The 22,572-nt window shown below is 37.7% G+C and carries 21 protein-coding genes, 1 pseudogene and 1 other annotated feature; of the genes and pseudogenes, 19 read left to right on the forward strand and 3 right to left on the reverse strand.

What is annotated here, in order from left to right; all coding sequences use genetic code 11:
* The 14 genes and pseudogenes from GKE48_RS04685 (at position 1) to GKE48_RS04745 (ending at position 12,817) form a co-directional block, all read left to right on the forward strand.
* A complete protein-coding gene (locus GKE48_RS04685) occupies positions 1-1,554 on the forward strand; it encodes a Na+/H+ antiporter NhaC family protein (RefSeq protein WP_022097905.1) in 1,554 nt (517 codons plus the stop codon).
* Positions 1,547-2,476, forward strand: coding sequence for a DMT family transporter (locus GKE48_RS04690; protein WP_022097906.1), 930 nt, complete (start codon positions 1,547-1,549; stop codon positions 2,474-2,476). Before GKE48_RS04685 ends, GKE48_RS04690 begins: the two co-directional genes overlap by 8 nt.
* On the forward strand, positions 2,473-3,378 hold the full coding sequence (locus GKE48_RS04695; protein ID WP_154300552.1) for a DNA/RNA non-specific endonuclease: 906 nt from the start codon (positions 2,473-2,475) through the stop codon (positions 3,376-3,378). The genes GKE48_RS04690 and GKE48_RS04695 overlap by 4 nt, the downstream gene beginning before the upstream one ends.
* 109 nt (positions 3,379-3,487) lie before the next feature.
* Positions 3,488-3,964 carry a hypothetical protein gene (locus GKE48_RS04700; RefSeq protein WP_012740791.1) on the forward strand — a complete coding sequence of 159 codons (477 nt, stop codon included), beginning with the start codon at positions 3,488-3,490 and terminating at the stop codon, positions 3,962-3,964.
* A 30-nt stretch (positions 3,965-3,994) separates the two neighbouring features.
* Positions 3,995-4,593: pseudogene (locus GKE48_RS04705) on the forward strand (ECF transporter S component).
* 255 nt (positions 4,594-4,848) lie between these two features.
* Positions 4,849-5,769 carry a 1-phosphofructokinase gene (gene pfkB / locus GKE48_RS04710; protein WP_055288018.1) on the forward strand — a complete coding sequence of 307 codons (921 nt, stop codon included), beginning with the start codon at positions 4,849-4,851 and terminating at the stop codon, positions 5,767-5,769.
* 17 nt (positions 5,770-5,786) lie between these two features.
* Complete coding sequence (locus tag GKE48_RS04715; protein WP_154300553.1) at positions 5,787-7,691, forward strand: PTS fructose transporter subunit IIABC; 1,905 nt, start codon at positions 5,787-5,789, stop codon at positions 7,689-7,691.
* An 18-nt stretch (positions 7,692-7,709) separates the two neighbouring features.
* Positions 7,710-7,967, forward strand: coding sequence for an HPr family phosphocarrier protein (locus tag GKE48_RS04720; RefSeq protein WP_022097911.1), 258 nt, complete (start codon positions 7,710-7,712; stop codon positions 7,965-7,967).
* A 16-nt stretch (positions 7,968-7,983) separates the two neighbouring features.
* Positions 7,984-9,609, forward strand: coding sequence for a phosphoenolpyruvate--protein phosphotransferase (gene ptsP / locus GKE48_RS04725; protein ID WP_022097912.1), 1,626 nt, complete (start codon positions 7,984-7,986; stop codon positions 9,607-9,609).
* 486 nt (positions 9,610-10,095) lie between these two features.
* Positions 10,096-10,542 (forward strand): DUF4230 domain-containing protein, encoded by a 447-nt coding sequence (locus GKE48_RS04730; protein ID WP_022097913.1) that lies wholly within the window; start codon positions 10,096-10,098, stop codon positions 10,540-10,542.
* A gap of 181 nt (positions 10,543-10,723) precedes the next feature.
* Entirely contained in the window at positions 10,724-11,068 is a 345-nt protein-coding gene (locus tag GKE48_RS04735; RefSeq protein ID WP_022097914.1) for a MerR family transcriptional regulator, read from the forward strand.
* A gap of 15 nt (positions 11,069-11,083) precedes the next feature.
* Positions 11,084-11,260, forward strand: a complete 177-nt coding sequence (locus GKE48_RS04740; protein ID WP_022097915.1) for a hypothetical protein — start codon at positions 11,084-11,086, stop codon at positions 11,258-11,260.
* An 88-nt stretch (positions 11,261-11,348) separates the two neighbouring features.
* Positions 11,349-11,501, forward strand: a complete 153-nt coding sequence (locus GKE48_RS14510) for a hypothetical protein (protein WP_022097916.1) — start codon at positions 11,349-11,351, stop codon at positions 11,499-11,501.
* A gap of 221 nt (positions 11,502-11,722) precedes the next feature.
* Entirely contained in the window at positions 11,723-12,817 is a 1,095-nt protein-coding gene (locus GKE48_RS04745) for a PTS sugar transporter subunit IIC (RefSeq protein ID WP_154300554.1), read from the forward strand.
* A 109-nt stretch (positions 12,818-12,926) separates the two neighbouring features.
* Here GKE48_RS04745 and GKE48_RS04750 read toward each other — a convergent pair whose 3' ends face one another.
* Positions 12,927-14,363 (reverse strand): methyl-accepting chemotaxis protein, encoded by a 1,437-nt coding sequence (locus tag GKE48_RS04750; protein WP_243138439.1) that lies wholly within the window; start codon positions 14,361-14,363, stop codon positions 12,927-12,929.
* A 122-nt stretch (positions 14,364-14,485) separates the two neighbouring features.
* Positions 14,486-14,691: a binding site (T-box leader), on the forward strand.
* A 220-nt stretch (positions 14,692-14,911) separates the two neighbouring features.
* On the opposite strand from GKE48_RS04750, the gene thrS reads away from it, so the two are divergent.
* The 3 genes from thrS (at position 14,912) to pflA (ending at position 19,359) form a co-directional block, all read left to right on the forward strand.
* Positions 14,912-16,687, forward strand: coding sequence for a threonine--tRNA ligase (thrS, locus tag GKE48_RS04755; RefSeq protein ID WP_154300556.1), 1,776 nt, complete (start codon positions 14,912-14,914; stop codon positions 16,685-16,687).
* 95 nt (positions 16,688-16,782) lie between these two features.
* Positions 16,783-18,414 (forward strand): helicase-related protein, encoded by a 1,632-nt coding sequence (locus tag GKE48_RS04760; RefSeq protein WP_022097920.1) that lies wholly within the window; start codon positions 16,783-16,785, stop codon positions 18,412-18,414.
* Positions 18,415-18,597: 183 nt separating this feature from the next.
* Positions 18,598-19,359: a pyruvate formate-lyase-activating protein gene (pflA, locus tag GKE48_RS04765; protein ID WP_022097921.1), complete on the forward strand. Its 762-nt coding sequence runs from the start codon at positions 18,598-18,600 to the stop codon at positions 19,357-19,359.
* A gap of 68 nt (positions 19,360-19,427) precedes the next feature.
* Here the strand turns inward: pflA and GKE48_RS04770 are convergent, their stop codons facing one another.
* The gene (locus GKE48_RS04770) at positions 19,428-19,775 is read right to left on the reverse strand and encodes a helix-turn-helix transcriptional regulator (protein WP_022097922.1); all 348 of its coding nucleotides are present in this window, start codon (positions 19,773-19,775) and stop codon (positions 19,428-19,430) included.
* A gap of 218 nt (positions 19,776-19,993) precedes the next feature.
* On the opposite strand from GKE48_RS04770, the gene GKE48_RS04775 reads away from it, so the two are divergent.
* Positions 19,994-20,854: a CAP domain-containing protein gene (locus tag GKE48_RS04775; protein WP_022097923.1), complete on the forward strand. Its 861-nt coding sequence runs from the start codon at positions 19,994-19,996 to the stop codon at positions 20,852-20,854.
* A 79-nt stretch (positions 20,855-20,933) separates the two neighbouring features.
* Here GKE48_RS04775 and GKE48_RS04780 read toward each other — a convergent pair whose 3' ends face one another.
* Positions 20,934-21,296, reverse strand: a complete 363-nt coding sequence (locus GKE48_RS04780) for a metal-dependent transcriptional regulator (protein ID WP_022097924.1) — start codon at positions 21,294-21,296, stop codon at positions 20,934-20,936.
* 218 nt (positions 21,297-21,514) lie between these two features.
* On the opposite strand from GKE48_RS04780, the gene add reads away from it, so the two are divergent.
* Positions 21,515-22,570 carry an adenosine deaminase gene (gene add, locus GKE48_RS04785; RefSeq protein WP_022097925.1) on the forward strand — a complete coding sequence of 352 codons (1,056 nt, stop codon included), beginning with the start codon at positions 21,515-21,517 and terminating at the stop codon, positions 22,568-22,570.
* Positions 22,571-22,572: the final 2 nt, after the last annotated feature.

Below are 22,572 nucleotides of genomic sequence, written 5' to 3' on the forward strand. Positions count from 1 at the left end.
ATGGAAGAAGTTATTCAGTATGTACCTAATCTGTATGCAACCTTCTGGGCACTTATACCACCGCTGGTTGCTATTATATTAGCATTAATTACTAAAGAGGTTTACAGTTCACTTTTTGTAGGAATTGTAATAGGAGGACTGTTCTATGGAAATATATTCCAGAGCGGGTTCAGTTTTGAAAAATCAGTTCTTCATATATTTGAAGATGGTCTTGTAGGAGTATTGTCAGATCCTTACAATGTAGGAATTCTGGTGTTCCTTGTTGTACTGGGAATCATGGTGTGCATGATGAATAAAGCAGGTGGTTCTGCAGCATTTGGAGAATGGGCTGGAAGACATATTAAGACAAGAGTTGGAGCACAGCTTGTTACGGTGCTTCTTGGAATTCTTATATTTATTGATGATTATTTTAACTGTCTTACTGTTGGAAGCGTTATGCGTCCAGTAACAGACAAGCATAATGTTTCGAGAGCAAAGCTTGCATATCTTATTGATGCAACAGCGGCACCAATCTGTATTATTGCGCCTATATCTTCATGGGCAGCAGCGGTAACAGGTTTTGTTGAGGGCGAAGATGGTTTTGGAATATTTATTAAGGCTATTCCTTACAATTATTATGCGTTATTTACTATTGCAGCAATGATTCTTATTGTAGCGTTAAAGGTTGACTTTGGTTCAATGGCAGTTCATGAAGCAAATGCAGCTAAGGGAGACTTGTATACAACTCCTGACAGGCCATATGCTAACGCAACAGAAGATGTAATTAAGGGACGCGGAAGAGTGTTAGATCTGCTGTTTCCAATTATTACACTTATAGTTTGCTGCATAATTGGAATGCTATATTCAGGAGATTTTTTCAAGGGAGTAGGTTTTGTTGATGCATTTTCAGGAAGTGATGCTTCGGTAGGACTTATGCTTGGAAGTTTCTTTGCACTTATAATAACAATTGTGTTCTATGCAGTAAGAAGGGTACTTTCATTCAATGAATCATGCTCATGCATACCGGAAGGATTCAAGGCAATGGTACCAGCAATCCTTATTCTTACATTTGCATGGACACTCAAAGCAATGACAGACAGTCTGGGCGCTAAGGAGTTTGTTGCCGGACTTGTAAAAGGAGTATCGGGCGGCTGGTTAAATATTCTGCCAGCAGTTATATTTCTGGTTGCGGTATTCCTTGCTTTTGCAACAGGAACATCGTGGGGAACATTTGGAATTCTTATTCCTATTGTTGTAAATACATTTTCAGGAACGAACCATACAATGATGATTATATCAATCTCAGCATGTATGGCTGGAGCTGTCTGTGGAGACCATTGTTCACCAATATCTGACACGACAATTATGGCTTCGGCAGGAGCACAGTGTAATCATATGAATCATGTGTCTACACAGCTTCCATATGTAATTGTAGTTGCAGTTATTTCTTGTGTGACATATGTTATTGCAGGATTTGTACAGAATCCTGTTGTTCCTCTTATTATAGGTTTAGTTATTCTTATAGGTGCATTTACAGGTATCAAATATATTAATAAGGGTAAGAGCAATGAATAATATAAAGGGAAGCCTGATACTGCTTCTTGTTGCATTTATCTGGGGAACGGCATTTGTTGCACAGACAAGTGGTGCAGGAGCAGTGGGAACATTTACATTTAATGCTGCAAGGTCTATAGTCGGAGCACTATTTCTGGCAGTCGTAATTATAATTAAAAATGTATTGGATAAAAGAAATAATTCAGGGAAAGTGATTAGTACAGAGAATGGAAGCCGTTTACAGACATGGCCACTGGGTGCAGGCATAATATGTGGAATTGTTCTCTTTGCAGCGATGACTTTCCAGCAGTATGGAATAAGTGTATATCCACAAGGGGTCGCGGCATCAGGAAGGTCGGGCTTTATTACAGCAACTTATGTTGTTATGGTTTCGGTAGTTTCGGTTTTTATGGGTAAGAAAATGCACTGGATAACCGGCGTTTCTGTTGCAGGATGCGTTGCCGGAATGTATCTTTTATGTATGTCTGGTGGTGTATCAGGAATATATCTTGGAGATGTCCTTGTGTTCCTGGGAGCAATATGCTTTACAATACACATTCTGGTTATTGATAAATTTTCAAGTGCTGACAGCATGAAAATGTCCTGTATACAATTTATGGCTATTGCAATTATTTCAACATTTGCTATGATATTTACGGAAAATGTTACATTTGCAGGAATTAAAGCTGCGCTTATTCCGATACTTTATGCAGGTGTATTGTCAGGCGGTATAGCATATACACTTCAGATGGTTGGACAGAAATATGCACAGCCTTCGGTGGCATCTATTGTCATGAGTCTTGAATCAGTGTTTGCAGTGCTTGCCGGATGGATTGTACTTGGGGAATTGTTAAAACCAAAAGAGATAATGGGGTGTGTACTTGTGTTTACAGCGGTTATTCTGGCACAGATACCAGGAATGAAGAAGGGTGATACGAAATGAGAAAGAAAATAATAGGGATAATATTACTTGTGTTGATTGTGTTTGGCGGATATAAACTTTTTGCAAATGTGTCTGCTAATAATGTTAATTCAAACAGTATACAGTTTTCCTATGAGGATATTCCGGCATATAATGGAGATAATCCATATGTTGTAGTTAATGATAATAAGCCGTATTTTACAAGCTCTGAGATAGTTAAGGATTCATATATAAAATATGGACCGCTTGACAGTATCAAAAGGGTTACTTCTGCGATGGCATGTTTAGATTATGATTCAATGCCATCTGAAGATGATAAGAAAGGTGAATCAAAAAGTATCTGTCCTACAGGATGGAATAATATCAAGTATGACAGTATTGCGGGAGATGGATACTGCCAGAGCAGAGCGCAGAGCATTGCATGGTGCTTTGGAGGTTCTGATACTGATAAGAAGAATTATATAACAGCAACTCCATATATGAAGAACTATATGAATGCATATGTGGTAAAGATTGCAAGATATCTTGAGAAAACTTCTAATCACGTTATGTACAGGACTACTCCGGTATTTGTTGGTGAAGAACTTATGTGCCGGGGGGTTCTTATGGAGGCTTATTCTGTAGAGGACAGTGGAGAAGGAATATGCTTTAATATATTTTTATATAATGTACAGCCGGGTATTAATTACATATATTCAACAGGAGAGTCTGAATATACAGGAGAATTCCTAGATATGGCTGCACAGATGAAGGATTCATCAATGGATTTCAATTATATTCTTAACAGTAAAACAATGACATTTCATAAACCGGAATGCGAAAAGGCATCAAGAATTGGAACTAAGAATAAGATATATTCTTATGCAGAAAGAGAAGAACTTATTGGAGCGGGATATACGGCAGCGGAATGCTGTAATCCATAGTTTATAACTTTTTTACAATTGTTTATGATTGTTATACAGACATATAAGGATTTTTCTGATAATATAAATCTATCGAATCATTATTTTAAAACAGAGAGGAGATAGGGGCATGAACAATAGTTTTGAAAGCTTCGAATTATCTACAGAACTTATATTTCAGAGGTTCCTGATGGATAAGGAGAGAAGAAAGAATTTTTACAATGGTCTTGAGCTGGCAGATTATATTGCGCTCAAGGTAATGGAGAAAGATTGTATTGATGGCAAGGATAAGACATATCTTAAGGATTTGTCTTCATTTATGAGAATATCAATTCCACAGACATCGGCAATCGCAAGCAGTCTTAAGGATATGGGCTATGCTTTATGGAAACATGATGGCAAAGGAACAGATGGTACATATCTCGTATTCACTGATGCCGGAAGGGATTTCTTGAAAAAAAGAGAGGACAATAACAGAGAATATTATGGTAATGTTATTGCTGAACTTGGTGAAGAAAGAACTACACAGATACTTAGTGATATGAGAACTCTTGTTGAAGCTATGGAGCATGCATCAAAAAAGATGCACCTTAAGGAGGCAGAATAATATTACAGAATATAAGGGAGAATAAAAGCAATGAGTAATGTTAATACTAAGAATAATGTGAGAACGATAGCGGTGACGGGTATGCTTTCAGCAGTAGCAGTAGTTCTTATGTATCTGGAGATACCGATTCCTATTATGCCAGGATTTATTAAGTTTGATTTTTCGGATCTTCCGGCGTTACTTGGTGCTTATGCACTCGGACCAGTGGCAGGCATTATAATATGTCTCATTAAGAATGTTGTACATCTGGCAGCTTCACAGAGTATGCTTGTTGGCGAACTTTCTAACTTTATACTCGGTTCCGTATTCGTGTTTACAGCAGGAATTGTTTATAAGAAGAAAAAGTCTAAGACAGGAGCATTGCTTGGCGGTTTATGCGGTGCCATGGCAATGGGTGTATTCAGTGTGTTCTCGAATTATTTAATAGTGTATCCTGTGTATTATAAACTGGCAATGCCAGAGGTGGTAATATTAAGTCTGTATCAGGCTATAATTCCATCATGAAATCAATCATGCAGTGTCTGATATGCTTTAATCTTCCTTTTACAATAGTTAAAGGTCTTATAGATGTAGGAATATCAATGCTTATATATAAGCCATTATCACCACTTCTTAAGGGAAAACATTAATATAATAATATATAATACTAATATGCCGGAACTTTGGCTGAGTCTGAAGTTCTGGCATATTTTTTTGTTTTTGACCGATACTGAAAGTTATGAAGTTGATACACAATGCATATTTAGAGAAAATATTTTGATGATAATTTGTGAAAAATGCACAAAAATAATCTAAAAGTTTGTGAATGAATGTGATTGATTTTGAACGAATGCGATTGTATTATAATTATAACAAAAAGGTCGTGAAGCCAGAAAGGAGAGACAATGGTATATACAGTAACATTTAATCCGTCACTGGATTATATAGTGGAAGTTAAGAGTTTTGAACTGGGGATGACGAACAGAACATCATATGAGCATATGCTTCCAGGGGGTAAAGGAATTAATGTTTCAATAGTTCTTAATAATCTTGAATTTGATACAACAGCATTTGGTTTTGTAGCCGGGTTTACCGGAAAACAGATATGTGACATGGTATCAGAGTATGGCATTAATACAGATTTTATTCAGGTTGATAATGGTTTTTCAAGAATAAACATGAAGATTAAGAACATAGATGGAACAGAGATTAACGGAATGGGACCTCAGATATCAGAAGATAATCTCCATTCTCTTGTAAGTAAGATTGACAGACTTTCAAGTGGAGATGTTCTTGTGCTTGCAGGAAGTATTCCCTCATGTATATCAGACGATATATACAGAAGAATAATGGGAAGACTACAGGGAAGAGATGTTAAGATTATAGTTGATGCGACAAGCAGGCTTTTACTTAATGTCCTTGAATATCACCCATTTCTTATCAAGCCTAATCAGCATGAACTTGGAGATATATTTGGTGTTAAGCTTGAATCTAAGGAAGAGGTTATTCCATATGCAAGGAAGCTGAAGGATATGGGAGCTGTCAATGTGCTTATATCGATGGGTGGAAAAGGCGCAGTTCTTATTGATGAACATGGAAACGTATATGAAGCAGATGCACCAAAGGGCGAGCTTAAGAATTCAGTAGGTGCAGGTGATTCAATGGTTGCAGGATTTATGGCGGGATATCTTCAGACATGTAATTATGAAGATGCATTCAGAATGGGCGTTGCAACAGGAAGTGCCAGTGCATTTTCAGAAAATCTTGCAACAAAAAGAGAGATTTCAGAGGTATTAAAGCGGGTAGAGGTTACCTGCAAGAGATAATGTAAAGGAGGTATTTTATGAGAATTACAGATTTACTTGATAAGAGAAGCATTAATCTTAATGCTGCTCCTAAGACAAAGAGTGAGGCTCTTGATATGGCTGTAGAACTTATGGCAAAGAGCGGAAAGATTGATGATATTGAAAGCTACAGGGCTAAAGTATATGCAAGAGAAGAAGAAAGTACAACAGGTGTAGGAGAAGGAATAGCAATTCCTCATGGCAAATGCAGTGCTGTTAATGCACCAGGACTTGCAGCAATGATTATTAAGGATGGAGTTGATTTTGAATCGCTTGATGATGAGCCGGTAAAGGTTCTTTTCCTTATTGCAGCGCCGGATACTAAGGATAACGTACATCTTGATGTATTAAGTAAGTTATCAGTGCTTCTTATGGATGAGGATTTCGTAGCAAAGCTTATGAAAGCTGGAAGCCCTGAGGAATTCATTGAAATCATAGATGGGGCTGACGAAGAAGCCAAGAGTATAGATGAAAGACTTGAAAAGGAAGACAATAAGCCGGCTAAGATTCTTGCAGTTACTTCCTGCCCTACAGGTATTGCACATACTTACATGGCAGCAGAAGGACTTGAGAAGGCAGCAGCTAAGGCTGGATGTGCAATTAAGATTGAGACAAGAGGTTCTGGCGGAGCTAAGAATGTACTGACAGATGCAGATATTGAATCGGCAGAGTGTATTATTGTTGCGGCAGATGCACAGGTTCCAATGGAGAGATTTGATGGAAAGAAAGTAATTGAGTGTCAGGTTTCAGATGGAATTAATAAAGCAGATGAACTTTTAAAGAAAGCTCTTGCAGGAGATGCACCTGTATATAAGGCAGGAACTTCTGAAAAGAAGGAAAGCACATCAGCAAAGAAAGGCGGCGGAATTGGACATAAGATATATACACAGCTTATGAATGGTGTATCACATATGTTACCTTTCGTTGTAGGCGGAGGTATTCTGATTGCCATAGCATTTCTTATTGATGGACTTAATGTTGATATGAATGCACTGTCAGAGGCAGAACGAAGCAACTTTGGTACGATAACACCTGTTGCGGCACTGTTTAAGTCTATCGGTGGAGCAGCATTTGGCTTCATGCTCCCTGTTCTGGCAGGATTTATTGCAATGGCCATTGGTGACAGACCGGCACTTGCACTTGGTTTTGTTGGTGGTTATATCGCAGCTAATGGAAAGTCTGGATTCTTAGGCGCTCTGGTAGCAGGTTTTGCAGCAGGATATATTATAGTTCTTTTAAGAAAGATATGTGATAAGTTACCAGAGGCATTGGAAAAGATAGCACCTGTACTTATATATCCGGTAGTGGGTATTCTGGTAATAGGACTTGGAATGACATTTATTGTAGAGCCTGTAATGGGTGGGATTAACACAGGACTTAACAGCTTCCTTGCAGGAATGGGAAGTACAAGCAGGGTTCTTCTTGGATTCATACTTGCAGCCATGATGGCAATTGATATGGGTGGTCCGTTCAATAAAGCAGCATATGTTTTTGGAACTGCTTCCATTGCAGCAGGTAATTATGATATAATGGCAGCAGTAATGATAGGTGGTATGGTTCCACCATGTGCGATTGCTCTTGCAACAATACTTTTTAAGAATAAGTTTACTAAGGAAGAAAGAGATGCTGGTCCAACTAACTTTATTATGGGACTTGCATTTATAACAGAAGGTGCAATACCATATGCGGCAGCAGATCCTTTACATGTAATACCAGCATGTATCATAGGTTCAGGTGCAGCAGGTGCTGTCAGTATGTTTTTCAAATGTACTTTAATGGCACCACATGGCGGCATTTTCGTATTCCCTGTAGTAGGCAATGCAATATATTATGTGATTGCACTTGTGGCAGGAACTATCATCTCAACAATATGTTTAGGGCTCTTTAAGAAGAAAGCAGCCTAAGAAAGGTGGTTTTTAATTATGAAGGAATTTAAGTACGTTATTACAGATGCAGAAGGCATACATGCTCGTCCAGCAGGAGAGCTTGTAAAGGCTGCTAAGGAATTTAGCAGTAAGATTACAATTATTAAGGATGGCAAGTCAGGAGACTGCAAGAAAATCTTCGGTGTTATGGCACTTGCAGTAAAATGTGGAAATGAAGTTACAATTACTGTAGAAGGTGAAGATGAAGAGGCTGCAGCAGCTAAGATTGAAGAATTCATGAAGAGCAATATGTAGCAGTCAGGAGGTGCACATGAATAAATATACTGGAAAAAGTGTATTTGGAGGCATTGCTATAGGTAAGATAATGGTGTATGAGAAAGGTGAACATCAGGTTAAGCGTGTAAAGATTACTGATGCAGAAGCAGAGAAGAACCGTTATTATGAAGCTGTAGAAATAGCCTTTAAACAACTGGGGGAACTTCATGATAAAGCACTTCGCGAAGTTGGCGAGGCTAATGCGGCAATATTTGAGATTCATCAGATGATGCTTGAGGATGACGATTATAAGGAATCTGTTGAGCATATTATCGAGAGTCAGATGGTGAATGCAGAATATGCCATAGCCCAGACAGGGGATAATTTTTCACAGATGTTTGCAGCCATGGACGATGAATATATGCGTGGAAGAGCAGCAGATGTCAAAGATATTACAGAAAGACTGTTAGGAATACTTTCTGGCAATACAGGAAGCGGTGTAGATGTAGACGAGCCTGTTATTATGGTGGCAGAGGATCTGGCACCATCAGAGACAGTCCAGATGGATAAGAGCAAGATATTATCATTTGTTACACAGAAGGGTTCAGTTAATTCACATACTGCCATTCTTGCAAGAACAATGGGAATTCCGGCTTTAATTGGTTCAGATATTGTTATTGATGAATCTCTTAATGGCAAGCTTGGCGTTGTCGATGGAACTAACGGTGTCGTATATATTGAACCTGATGAGGCAACCCTGTCAGCAATGCAGGAGGAACAGCGCAAAGACAATGAGAAGAAAGCTCTTTTGCAGGAACTTAAAGGCAAGGAAGATGTGACTTTAGATGGCAAGAAGATTAAGCTTTACTCTAATATTGGTAACATTAAGGATCTCGCAAATGTTATTGCCAATGATGCAGCAGGAATCGGACTGTTTCGAAGTGAATTCATATATCTTGAATCTGATACATTTCCAACAGAAGAAGAACAGTTCAACATATACCGTACTGTAGCTGAAAGCATGGCTGGAAAACCGGTAATTATAAGAACTCTTGATATCGGTGCTGATAAGCAGTGTGATTATTTCGGACTCGATAAAGAGGATAATCCTGCTCTTGGTCTTCGTGCAATAAGAATATGTCTTACAAGACCTGAGATATTCAAGACACAGTTACGCGCCCTTTACAGAGCAAGTGCGTATGGAAACATATCTATAATGTATCCTATGATAATCAGTGAACAGGAAGTTGATAAGATTAAGGTTATTGAGAATGAAGTTAAGGCTGAGCTTACAGAGCAGGGAATTGAATTTGGTAATCCTAAGAGTGGAATTATGATTGAGACTCCGGCTGCTGTAATTATGAGCCGCCAGCTTGCTAAGAAGGTGGATTTCTTCAGTATCGGAACTAATGACCTGACACAGTACACGCTAGCGATTGACCGTCAGAATACAAAGCTTGATGATTTCTACGATGCTCATCATCCAGCCATTCTTGCCATGATAAGAATGGTTGTTGAGAATGCACATGCAGAGGGCATCTGGGCAGGTATCTGTGGTGAACTCGGTGCAGACACAACACTCACAGAAGAATTTCTTAAGATGGGTGTCGATGAGCTTTCAGTTTCAGCAGGCAAGGTGCTGGCTGTGAGGAAGGTGATTCGTGAGACGAGAGTGTCTTAGGGGCTTGCTGGCTAGTTTGCTTGATTGCTGCGGCGTTGGTGATGGCAGCATCACTGCATCGGCGAGATCTGGTAGATTTGGCGATTTCGCATGAGGAAATTCAGTCGTTAATGTATAAAATATAATGTGGAATTGTCGTCTTCCTATAAGAAACATTTTTTATGTTGACTGATAGGTAGTTTTGGCAGGTAAATTGAATACTTAGAGTTGAAAAGCCTATAAGATTGTTTTGCTTGAACATCTTATAGGCTTTTTTGATGCAGTATTGACTTGAATATGATGATTTGATGGAAAAATTACCCATAAGAAGTTGTAAAATGCGACTATTGATAGGTATCAGGTGTTAGATTGTATTATATTTGTGTGGCAGAATATATATGATTAGTATATTGAGAACTGAGCATGGATAGAACTCTAAGGAGATATTCGCTTATTATATTGCTTATTCCCTTAAAAATAGGAGAGATTTAAGGGATTAGAATTGATATGTTATTTCATATATCAAGTTATAGTGGTGAGTATACTGTAACTTATGGTAAAGATACTGCAAGATATTGGTTTGATAACATCAAAATTTTGGGAACAACGAATTCTATTGAAATTAAAGCAAGTGGTGTTGTTAAAGTTGGATATGATATGAGCAAAATGGTTATTAATGTTGATAATGATAGTAGTAAAATATATATTAAGTTGCCTGAAATACAGCTGAATGATAATTATGTAATATGGGACACAGTAACATGTTCAGAATCAAATAATATTTTGAATCCTATTGAGTTTTCGCAGTATGAGGAAATAGTAGATGAAATTGAACGAATGGGACTTGAAGATGTTGAATCTAAGGGCATTTATGATAAAGCGTCTGAAAATATAAAAAATATTATAAAAGGATTTTTGTCGGGATATGAAGATTATAGAATTATTTACATGTAATTGGGGGTTGAATATTAAGAGTAGCGCTCTAGTTAATTGACTAGGGCGCTTTTTTCTTACCTTCACCTGCATCATCACAATCATTTTTCGCGAAATTTACATGGCCTTTTATGAAAATCAAATTTTTTGTAAAAACCATTTGACTGCTCCGTTGGAGCAGTCATAGGTTAAAGGAGGGCCTATGAGGAATGATTTAATGACACTTAAAGAAGTATGCAAGGAAACAGGAGTGACGAGAAAGATTGTGCAGACATATGAAAACTATGGCTTGGTTAAAGCAACTAAAAAGAATAAGTATGGTTACCTGCTATATGATGATGCTGCAGTAAAAAAGATTAAAAAGATAAGATTGTATCAACGGTTTGGATACAGATTATCAGAAATTGCAAAGCTTGAATACATGACAGTAGATGAGCAGGTAATGAGTCTTAAAGAAAAGATTAATAATATGTATGATAATCAGTCAGAAACGGCAGAACTTATTGAGATGGCAGAACAATTATTGGAAAATTTGAGGTCACATTAAGGAGGATATATAGTTATGAAAGAAAATGAAAAAGAAATTTTTATTGATGAGATGGCAGATTTAGGAGATGAATGGACTATTGAAGAACTTAAAGGTACATCTTATGAAAAAATGTCATTAGAGAGGGCTATAAGAGAAAGAAAATCAGCTCTTGGGAAAATGGATGGGATAATAGGCACCATTACTTTCTGATAAACATTAATTTCTAATCCGCCATGGACAATTTACAATCCCCCATAATATGCTATCATGATGAAAATTTGCAAAAGGGAGGTTTATTATGTTGGAAAAATTAGATGTAAACAAAGATTACACATTATTAGCCGATAAACAAAGATATGTAAATCACACATACCTTAGAAAGTTTGATGCTTTCGGATTTGCTATATTCAGTCTGTTTAATACCAGATTAATTAGAATTATAATGCTTTGAATAATAATGCTATAAAATTTTTCATATAATGATGGCTCTTGGAATAAAACAATTATGCTTCGGCTAAAATATAATAAAAATAGAAATCAGCCGAAAGGAAGCTGACGAATGAGTTATATTATAAAGAAATTTGGATGATATAGGGTGAGTAAAAATTGCTATATTCACAATCCCCCCCATAATATGCTATCATAAAGAAAATTTACAAAGTGAGGTTTATTATGTGGGAGAAATTTAAGACATTTCTGAAACGCAAGGATATTGAAGTTTCAGTTAAAAGGTATGGAATTGATGCACTGGGTGCGATGGCGCAGGGATTGTTCTGCTCACTTCTTATAGGAACAATTCTTAATACATTGGGAACACAGCTGCATATTGGTTTTCTTACTAATACTGTGGCAACAGTGAGCTGTGTCAATTATACAGTTGGAGGGCTTGCGTCAGCAATGAGCGGACCGGCAATGGCAGTGGCAATCGGTTATGCACTGAAATGCCCTCCACTTGTACTGTTTTCACTTATAACTGTTGGATTTGCATCTAATGCGCTTGGCGGTGCAGGTGGTCCACTTGCAGTATATTTTGTTGCCATTATTGCAGCAGAAGCAGGTAAGATGATTTCTAAAGAAACTAAGATAGATATTCTTGTTACACCGCTTGTTACTATAGGTGTTGGAACAGGAGTAGCGGCTCTTATTGCACCGGCTTTGGGAAAAGCGGCAATGAAGATTGGCGAACTTATTATGCTTGCAACTAATCTTCAGCCTTTCCTTATGGGAATTGTAGTATCAGTTCTTGTTGGAATTGCACTTACACTCCCTATATCATCAGCCGCGATATGTGCTGCATTTGGACTTACTGGGCTTGCAGGCGGAGCAGCAGTTGCAGGCTGCTGTGCGCAGATGGTTGGATTTGCAGTTATGTCATTTAAGGAGAACCGATGGGGAGGACTTGTTTCTCAGGGAATTGGTACATCTATGCTTCAGATGGGAAATATAATTAAGAATCCGAGAATATGGATAGCACCGATAGTTACGTCTGCAATTACAGGTCCTATGGCAACATGCCTGTTTAAGCTGCAGATGAATGGCACTCCGGTATCATCTGGTATGGGAACTTGCGGATTTGTTGGACAGATTGGTGTATATTCTGGTTGGGTAGCTGATATTGCTAATGGAACAAAGACTGCAATTACAGGATTTGACTGGGCTGGATTGATACTTATATCATTCATTCTTCCGGCAGTGATATGTCCGCTTATTAATATGCTTCTTAAAAAGATTGGCTGGGTTAAAGATGGAGATATGAAGCTTTCTTGATTGGGGGAACTTAATTGGAGAAACTAGATTGGATAAAAAGATAGGTTTATGTTAAAAATAGTGGCAGGACTTCAGGTATTTCTGAAGACTGCCACTTTTTATATGCATATTAATTAAAATGTTCTTTCAATTCACCAGAAAGCTTTAAGACATGCTCGATGCCATCGTCAACATTCGAAACGGCTTCTTCCTGCTGGCGGATGCTCTCTGAAATATTAGATATCATTGCAGCGTTCTCTTCAGAGGTAGCAACAAGCGTCTGAATGTCTGAGTTAACGTTGTCAAAAGCTGTCCTGACAGATTCGATTACCTTATACTGTTCCCTTACAAGATTGTGTGCAACTTCTGTTGAATCATTAATTCCGGTGAGGACATTGACAAGAGTGTCCATCTTGGAAACAACATCATTAGCTGATTCAGCACCTGCATTCACGCGGTTAGAAACTTCATCTGTCATACCTGAAAGACCGTTAATGATTTTGTGTATATTGTCTGCAGCTTCTGAACTCTGTTCAGAAAGATGACGGATTTCATCTGCAACTACAGCAAATCCTTTACCATGTTCACCGGCTCTTGCGGCTTCAATTGAGGCATTAAGGGAAAGAAGATTAGTCTGGGCTGCAATTGCGTTGATTTCTTCAAGAATTGAAGTAATCTTAGACATCTCGTTCATAAGCTCAGACATAGCTCCTCTGGCAGAGCCAACAGTTTCTGCCATCTCCGAAAGAGTGTTTTTAACAACATTTACTTCGTTATTACCGGCTCTGACTGATGTATCAACTTTTTCGAAGCCAGCATCAAGCTCTTTGGAAAGCTCATAATTCTTATTGATTTCATCGGTGGCATCCTGAATTCTCTCAGTTACAGATATAGTTGCATTGGTTGTATCGTCAATAACGGTATTCATCTGAGAAGCAGCTTCATTTACCTTAGTTGCCTGTTCAGATAAGTTATCAAGACCGTTTTTACAATTTTCGATAGCTGAATTAAGATTAATGGCTATGTCATTGGCTGCATGTGAGTTGCTGTTAATAGTAGATAGTGTTTCTTCACTCTGAGAAAGAAGCTCTCGTCCTCTGTCAACAGCTTTGTATAAAATAATAGCAACAAGGTCAAAAAGGAATACCTTTGTAAAGGCATCTACTCTGTCGTAATTAGCCCCATCAATAACGAATGGGAAAAATATGGTACATATAAGTGCAATATTAGCAACAGGAACAGAGTAATATATAATGTACTTCTTATCAAAATATAATGCCATCATTGATAGAAATACAAAGTTGGCAAGAAATGCAACTGAGTTGCCGCCTAAAACAAAAGCATATACAAATGTAGCAATTGAAGGCGTAAGATTAATGAGCAAAGCTTTAATAAAATGATTCTGAATTAAGAACTTACCAATACCAGCAGCAATAAGACTGGCAAGCATTATGCCAATTCCGATAAATGCACGGATATTAATCCCTTCTGAAAAAAATGTCATAACTGATAATGCAATTGTTCCAACTAAAACAATAAGATAGTTGTGTGAATGTAATTTATCCATTAGTTCCTCCCTAAAAATAATATTAAATTGTTCGAAAATTAATATAAAAATAATAGCATTTTTAAATACAAAAATCAATGATTAACAGGTTGACATTATGTAAAATTTGAAATATACTTCTTACTAAAGCGTTGACGAGAAGAGTACTATGTTACGGTTCTACAGAGAGAAGCATATATGGTGGAAGTGCTTTAGAATACGGATATGGGAAAACCACCTCTGAGCGGCCCCAATACGGCACGGTGATTCCGTTATAATCATAATGAGATGTTCTCCTGATTGAGAGAATAATAAGGGTGGAACCGCGGATTGAATATTCGCCCCTTATACAGCAAGCTGGAAAGCCACTGTATAAGGGGCTTTTTTGCGCGAGTAGCGATGAGAATATACAGGGAAAGTCAACAGCTGTGCTTGCACAGGGTGTGGACTTTGCATGGATATTCGAGGAGCACCGCGACAGTGACAGAGCGAAGCTCTGGAACATGAGCTACGAGCACAAGCAGCGATGAGAATAGCAACAAAAATATTAACACAAAAGGAGATTTATCATGGTTAATTTTAAGGAAGATGAAAGACTGAATACTCTTAATCATTCATGTGCACATGTTATGGCACAGGCAGTTAAGCATTTATATCCACATGCTAAGTTCTGGGTTGGACCAGTAGTTAAAGAGGGATTCTATTATGATATAGACCTTGGAGATAATGTAATCAATGACGAAGCTATTGAAGCTATCGAAAAAGAAATGAAGAAAATCTGCAAGGAAGGCAAGAAGATATACAGAAGAGAAGTTTCTAAGCAAGAAGCCCTTGAGATGTTCAAGGATGATATGTATAAGCTTGACCTTATAAGCGGTCTTGAAGATGGCAACATTACAGTATATGACCAGGGCGATTTCACAGACCTCTGCCGTGGCCCTCATGTTGATAATACTAAGCTCTGCAAGAATTTCAAGCTTGTTAAATATTCTGGTGTATACTGGAAGGGCGATGCTAACAATCATGTAATGCAGAGAATCTATGGTGTATGTTTCCCAACAGCTGAGGAGCTTGAAGAACATCTTAAGCTTCTTGAGGAAGCAAAGGAGCGTGACCACAGAAAGATTGGCAAGGAAATGGAACTTTTCATGTCAGATGACTTAATCGGCCGTGGACTTCCAATGTTCTTACCAAAGGGATATACAGTATGGCAGGAGCTTGAGAATTACATTAAGGACAAGGAAAGAAAGCTTGGATACCTTCATGTAATGACACCATGTGTTGGTACAGTTAATCTTTACAAGACATCAGGCCACTGGGATCACTACAAGGAAAACATGTTCCCAGCTATGGAAGTTGAAGGCGAATCATTTGTCTTAAGACCAATGAACTGCCCTCACCACATGATGATATATGCTAACAAAATGCATTCTTATAAGGATCTTCCTATAAGAATCGGTGAGATTGCACATGACTTCAGATTTGAGGCAAGTGGAACATTAAAGGGTATTGAGAGAGGAAGACATTTCTGCCAGAATGATGCCCATCTTTTCGTAACACCAGAGCAGATTGAGTCAGAATTTGCCAAGGTTGTAGACCTTATATTTGAGACATACAAGGATTTCAATATTACAGATTACCGCTGTGTTCTCTCATTAAGAGATCCAGAGGATAAGGTAAAGTATCATGATGATGATGAAATGTGGAACAATGCTGAGAACGCATTAAGAAAGGTTCTTAATGATATCGGAATTGAGTACACAGAGGAAATCGGAGAGGCTGCATTCTACGGACCTAAGCTTGATGTAAATGTTAAGCCTGCTATAGGTAATGAATATACATTATCAACATGCCAGCTTGATTTCTGTCTTCCATCTAAGTTCAACTTAACATACATTGATAAAGATGGACAGAGAAAGACACCTGTAGTTCTTCACAGAGCTATCCTTGGTTCTCTTGACAGATTCATGGCTTATATACTTGAGGAGACAAAGGGTAACCTTCCATTATGGCTTGCTCCTGTACAGGCTACAATTCTTCCGGTTAAGAATGAAGATGAAGAGTTAAATGCTTATGCTCATGGGCTCTATGATTATCTTGCAGATAATGGAATCAGAGTTGAGATTGATGAGAGAGCAGAAAAGCTTGGATACAGAGTAAGAGAAGCTCAGGTAAAGAAGATTCCTTACCTTATTGTACTTGGTAAGAATGAAGCAGCAGAAGGAACTGTAAGCTACAGACTCCACGGAGAGCAGAAGTCAACTACAGTATCTAAGGACGAATTTGTTGCAATGCTTAAAGATGAGATTGCTACTAAGAAGAATAATCCTGTAGCAGCTAAATAATCAGACTGACCTTACAGAAAGAAGCGTGACAATATGTAATGTTTTATGTATTGTCATGCTTCTTGTTTATATTTCATAAAACAATAGGAAAATAAATGGCTAGATATTACTATAAAAAGAAAAAGAAGAAATTCGTACCTAAAGATTTAGCAAGTCTTAAAGAACTTAAGATAAAGACTGCATTAATGGAGAGTATTCCTGAGGATATAACACAGCTGTATCCTGAAGCCAGAAATATAAAGAGACATTTTATACTTCATATAGGGGAGACTAATACAGGAAAGACACATGATGCACTAGAAGATTTTTATAATGCCGGTTCAGGAATGTATCTTGCACCCCTGAGACTTCTTGCACTTGAGATTCAGGAGATGAGTCTTGCAAGAGGAATTAACTGTTCGTTGACGACAGGCGAGGAGAAGGATATAAGAGATGGTGCAAAGCATTTATCCTGTACAGTTGAGAAAATGGATATGAGCAGACATTTTGATGTCTGTGTAATAGATGAGGCACAGATGGTAGCCGACTCAGACAGAGGCTGGGCGTGGACAGAGGCAATTCTTGGCGTTAATGCTGATGTTGTACATGTATGCATGTCGCCGAATGCAATACATATTGTTAAAATGCTTATAAAAATGTGTGGAGATACATATACGGATATAAGACATAAAAGGAATTCAAGACTTATAGTTGAAGACCATGATTTCATATTTCCGGATGATATACGGGATGGAGATGCTTTAGTAGCATTTTCACGTAGAAAAGTTCTTATGCTTGCAACCCTTCTAAAGAAGGAAGGGTATAAAGTAAGTGTTATATACGGTTCACTTCCATACAGTGTGCGAAAAGCAGAGGTTGCCAGATTCTTAAATGGAGAGAGCAGAATTGTAGTATGTACAGATGCTATTGGAATGGGAGTAAATCTTCCTATAAGAAGAATAATATTTACTGAGTCGAAAAAATTCGATGGCAAATCCAAAAGATTTCTTAACATGAGTGAGGTTAAGCAGATTGCCGGAAGAGCAGGAAGAAAGGGGATGTATGACCAGGGGTATGTCAACTCAATAGAGGACAGGGACCAGATAGGTGAACTGCTTCATGGAAGATATGAGCAGATAACAAGCTGCGTTATACAGCCGCCAAGAAAAGTTCTGGATATGCCATACAGCCTTTCAGAGATATTTAAGATATGGTTAAAGACGATTGAAAAGAAATGCTTTTCAGTTGCTGACTTAAAGAACAGGATTAAACTTGCTGAATACATTGAGAAAAAACATGGTGAGAAGATTAATAAAGATCTTGAATACAGTCTTATTAACATTCCATTTGATGAGAATAGCGAGAAACTTAAATATTTGTGGCAGGATCTTGTTGATATGACAGCTGACGGTGAACCGGTAAGCAGGATGTGGTATTATGTAGATACTGAATCTGAAGATATAGAAGCCATGAAGCTGGATGACCTTGAACAGTTGTATAAGAAGATGGATCTGCTTAATTCGTACTGTAATGCTCTTAATATATCAGAATATGATGAGCGTATCAGAATGCTTAAAGAGGAGATATCAGAACGCATAGTAAGAGAACTTACTAATGGTGAATTCTTCAACAAATGTAAACGCTGTGGGAAGAGACTGGAATGGAATCATAGATTTGGCATGTGTGAAAAATGTTACGAGATAAATAAGCTGGAAAGAATGCGCTATAAAGCAGATAAATGGAGATAAAAAGGTCTACATTTTGCTTTTTTATGCGAACATAAGCAATTCGAACTGACAATATATAGGGGATATGTTATATTTAATGCACCAAATATATGTTTTTATAAAATGTAGACATTTTTGGAGTAAATTATCGTTATTAAGTGATAATACATTATAAAGTAATAATTATTGGAAGAGGAAAATGCTATGAGTGAAAGTATTAAAGGTAGAATTCATCAGGTAGAAAGCTTTGGTTCGGTTGATGGACCAGGGGTAAGATATATTGTATTTCTTAAGGGCTGCCATATGAGATGCAGATATTGTCATAATCCTGAGACATGGAAAGAAGAAGGCGGAACATTAGAAACAGCGCAGGAAGTGTTCGATAAAGCTTATCGTTACAGAAATTACTGGAAGAATGGTGGCGGAATCACTGTAAGTGGTGGAGAGGCGCTTCTTCAGATGGAATTTGTGACAGAACTCTTTGAAATTGCGAAAAAGAATGGTGTGCATACAACTCTTGATACGTCAGGTAATCCTTTTAAGATGGAGCCGGAATATCTGGAAAAGTTTGACAGGCTGATGGCTGTTACAGACCTTTTTCTTCTTGATATTAAGGAGATTAATGATGAGAAGCACAAGGACCTTACAGGTTGGACTAATAAGAACATCCTTGACCTTGCAAAGTATCTTTCTGACCATGATAAGGATATGTGGATAAGAAATGTTCTTGTTCCAGGAGTGACAGACGCACAGGAAGACCTTGAACAGTTAAGGGATTTTGTTGCCAGTTTAAAGACTGTTAAGAGATTTGAAGTGCTTCCATATCATACACTTGGAGTATTTAAGTGGGAGGAATTAGGAATTCCGTATACACTTTCTGATGTAATGCCACCTGATAAGGAACAGATAGCAAGAGCTAATGATATATTAAGAACAGCAGAATACACAGGATATCTTGAAAAATAAGATATTGGAACAGAAATAATAAGCCCTCGGACAAGATTGCGTCCGGGGGCTTAATGTGTTTAATGAAATTATTTGCAGCCTGACCTTAAACCGTCATTAAGACCTTCAATATATGAAAGAGCCTTTTCCTTTCCAGAAGCATTAAGCTTCTTATAGTAGCCTAATAATCTTGTCTCGTTGTCGGATAAAGACTGAACCTGAATCATATTTCTGACATTAGATTTCATCATTATGTAATCCATGCTTGCATCTAATATACTGCTTAATTTCATAAGAGATGAGACACTTGGAAGATGCCTTCCTTGTTCGTATGCACTTATTGTTTCCTGGGCAACTCCAAGCTCGGTGCTTAATCTTACCTGTGTTATATGTTTTTCCTCGCGTAATTCACGGATTCTGTTATGATATTCCTGCATCTGGTATTCCTCCATAGTTTATCTGATTGCAAATCCACTATAAGAAAAATAACATTTTATAAGCCTGATATTAGTGGTGAGAATGGTAAAATATGGTAATTATATAGGCTGATATGGTAATAAAGGGTAAAAAAGATATATGGTAAAATATATGATATTGTGTTATTATTCTAAATAGCAGCATTGCTGTTGTAGAGAGGAAACAGGGGTATACAATTATGAAAAGAAAAAATGCAGCTGTATTAATGACAGCAGTCATTATTGGAGGACTGCTTACAAGCTGTGGCAGTGCATACAATAATGCTAATGGGAAGAATTCTGACAATACTGTAGAGACACAGACTACAGTAAGAACCGTTGTCAATGGAGAAACCAAAACTGATGGTAATAATGTTAAGACAGCTGATAAAGAAACCGGGGATTTTACACAGGAAGTAACCAGTGAAGAGAATAACCTGACAGATAATGATATTGCTGGTAATACAGAGGCATCAGAACAACAGGCTTTTGATGATTTGTCACAGGCAGGTGGTTATGAGAATAATTCCGGACAGGAATCATGGGAAGACAGTGATTCGGGAGATGTGGAACATTTAGGAGAAAAGAATGAGAACAATAAAGCTGAATTGGGAAATTCCTGTGAAGAAAATTATAATACAAGTTTTTTTAGACAATATGACATAGATGTTATAAAACTTGTGAACGCTGAAAGGCAAAAGTGCGGTATTGAACCGCTTGAATTAGATGCAGCAATGTGTAAGGCGGCTGGTATAAGAGCGGTTGAGTTAGATTACACAGGAAAATTGAGCCATAGTAGACCTAACAGACCTCAAAATGATAATATGTCGGGATCAGCTTTGGATGAATGCGGAGTCTCATGGGAAGAGTGTGGTGAGAATATCGCAGGAGCAACTTACGAAATGACACCAGAAGAATTGGTAAAAAGTTGGATGAATTCTCCTGCACATAAAGAGAATATATTAGATCCTATATATACAAAAATGGGGCTGGGTTATAGTAATTCAGGCTGTGGAGCAGGAAGGTACAGTCATTACTGGGCACAGGAATTTGCTGGATAAAAAGAATATGTAAAATAGAAAGAGCCATGCCGGATAATCAGGTATGGCTCTTTCCGAGAAGGAAATTATATGAGAAAAATTAAGATATAGCTTTCTTAATAGCGTTAAATGATTCCTTGCTTATATCATGTTCGATACGGCAGGCATCTTCTTCAGCAACTTTAGGATTAACACCAAGCCTTATGAGCCATGATGTAAGGAGCTGGTGACGCTCATATATCATCTCAGCAATCTCTTTACCTGATTCTGTAAGATATATGTACCCCTCTTTAGTTACCGTTATATGATTAGATTCCCTCAAATTCTTCATCGCAATACTGACGCTTGATTTCTTGAAACCTAACTCATTGGCAACATCTATTGAACGAACCACAGGAAGCTTTTTGCTTAACATTAATATTGATTCAAGATAGTTTTCTGCTGATTCATGAATAACTGACATAATTATATCCCCCGATTACTTATAACGATATTGATACATAGATTATAACACGCATGTATATTTAATGCAAATGTGCTGAATATAAATTAATCATAAAATTTGTCAAAATACTTGGTAAAATATGGAGACAAAAGCTTATCGGTGTTGCAAATATACTGAATGCAGTTTAAAATGTAAAGAAGTGTATGTAAGATATTATTATGTTAGAGGGTGTTTTTTTGAAAATCAGCAATATAGAATGGATAGAAAAACTGGATTGCCTTACAGACCTGCATGTACATCTTGATGGTTCACTGTCGCTTGAATCTGTAAGACATCTTTGTGATATGCAGAATATAGAAACAGGTGATGAGATAGAATTGTCAGAAAAGCTGAGCGTATCATCAGATTGTAAGAATCTTAATGAATACCTTGAAAAATTCGAGTTTCCGCTTCAGCTTTTGCAGACGCGTGAGGCTGTTAAATATAGTGTGTGTCAGCTTGTTAAAGAGCAGGAAGAACAGGGAGTAATATACAGCGAGATAAGATTTGCACCACAGCTTCATACAAGAAAAGGATTGTCACAGCAGGAGATTGTTGAAGCAGCATGTGAGGGACTTGATGAATCAAGAAAGTACTGGAAGTCATATTCCTGTCACAATCTGATATTATGTTGTATGCGTTCGGATGATAATAAGGATGCTAATATGGAAACAGTAAGACTTGCTGCATTATATGCCGAAAGGGGAAGAGGTGTTGTGGCGGCAGACCTTGCAGGTGCAGAAGGACTTTATGCAACAGATACATTTGCAGATGTATTCAGAGATGCCGTTCAGAGAGGCGTTCCGTTTACTATTCATGCAGGTGAGGCAGCCGGAGCAGAAAGTGTTGAATGTGCATTGAATTTTCAAGCTGTAAGAATAGGACATGGCGTAAGAAGTACAGAGAATCCTTTAATTATGCAGGAGCTTGCAGACAGAGAGACTGCATTGGAATTATGTCCGACAAGCAATCTGAATACTAAAATATACGATACAATAGAGAATTATCCGATACAGAAGCTTATGAATAAGGGGATAAAAGTTACTGTTAATACGGATAATATGATGGTTTCTAACACAACAGAGGCGAGGGAACTTGCATTAGTTGCAGATACATTCAATATGGAGAAGAAAGATGTTAAGAAGCTGATAATGAATGGTGTTGAAGCTGCATTTACAACAGAGGGAATAAAAAACCGCTTAAGGGCAAGAGTGGAGACACAGTTTGCCAAAGTGGCTGGAATCAGAGGTTAGGG

The organism is Lachnospira eligens (assembly GCF_009680455.1).
Classification (GTDB): Bacteria; Bacillota; Clostridia; order Lachnospirales; family Lachnospiraceae; genus Lachnospira; species Lachnospira eligens_A.

Coding starts and splice junctions, on each gene's coding strand:
- GKE48_RS04685 (WP_022097905.1), top strand. CDS start 1: ATGGAAGAAGTTATTCAGTATGTACCTAATCTGTATGCAACCTTCTGG.
- GKE48_RS04690 (WP_022097906.1), top strand. CDS start 1,547: ATGAATAATATAAAGGGAAGCCTGATACTGCTTCTTGTTGCATTTATC.
- GKE48_RS04695 (WP_154300552.1), top strand. CDS start 2,473: ATGAGAAAGAAAATAATAGGGATAATATTACTTGTGTTGATTGTGTTT.
- GKE48_RS04700 (WP_012740791.1), top strand. CDS start 3,488: ATGAACAATAGTTTTGAAAGCTTCGAATTATCTACAGAACTTATATTT.
- pfkB (WP_055288018.1), top strand. CDS start 4,849: ATGGTATATACAGTAACATTTAATCCGTCACTGGATTATATAGTGGAA.
- GKE48_RS04715 (WP_154300553.1), top strand. CDS start 5,787: ATGAGAATTACAGATTTACTTGATAAGAGAAGCATTAATCTTAATGCT.
- GKE48_RS04720 (WP_022097911.1), top strand. CDS start 7,710: ATGAAGGAATTTAAGTACGTTATTACAGATGCAGAAGGCATACATGCT.
- ptsP (WP_022097912.1), top strand. CDS start 7,984: ATGAATAAATATACTGGAAAAAGTGTATTTGGAGGCATTGCTATAGGT.
- GKE48_RS04730 (WP_022097913.1), top strand. CDS start 10,096: ATGTTATTTCATATATCAAGTTATAGTGGTGAGTATACTGTAACTTAT.
- GKE48_RS04735 (WP_022097914.1), top strand. CDS start 10,724: ATGAGGAATGATTTAATGACACTTAAAGAAGTATGCAAGGAAACAGGA.
- GKE48_RS04740 (WP_022097915.1), top strand. CDS start 11,084: ATGAAAGAAAATGAAAAAGAAATTTTTATTGATGAGATGGCAGATTTA.
- GKE48_RS14510 (WP_022097916.1), top strand. CDS start 11,349: ATGTTGGAAAAATTAGATGTAAACAAAGATTACACATTATTAGCCGAT.
- GKE48_RS04745 (WP_154300554.1), top strand. CDS start 11,723: ATGTGGGAGAAATTTAAGACATTTCTGAAACGCAAGGATATTGAAGTT.
- GKE48_RS04750 (WP_243138439.1), bottom strand. CDS start 14,363: ATGGATAAATTACATTCACACAACTATCTTATTGTTTTAGTTGGAACA.
- thrS (WP_154300556.1), top strand. CDS start 14,912: ATGGTTAATTTTAAGGAAGATGAAAGACTGAATACTCTTAATCATTCA.
- GKE48_RS04760 (WP_022097920.1), top strand. CDS start 16,783: ATGGCTAGATATTACTATAAAAAGAAAAAGAAGAAATTCGTACCTAAA.
- pflA (WP_022097921.1), top strand. CDS start 18,598: ATGAGTGAAAGTATTAAAGGTAGAATTCATCAGGTAGAAAGCTTTGGT.
- GKE48_RS04770 (WP_022097922.1), bottom strand. CDS start 19,775: ATGCAGGAATATCATAACAGAATCCGTGAATTACGCGAGGAAAAACAT.
- GKE48_RS04775 (WP_022097923.1), top strand. CDS start 19,994: ATGAAAAGAAAAAATGCAGCTGTATTAATGACAGCAGTCATTATTGGA.
- GKE48_RS04780 (WP_022097924.1), bottom strand. CDS start 21,296: ATGTCAGTTATTCATGAATCAGCAGAAAACTATCTTGAATCAATATTA.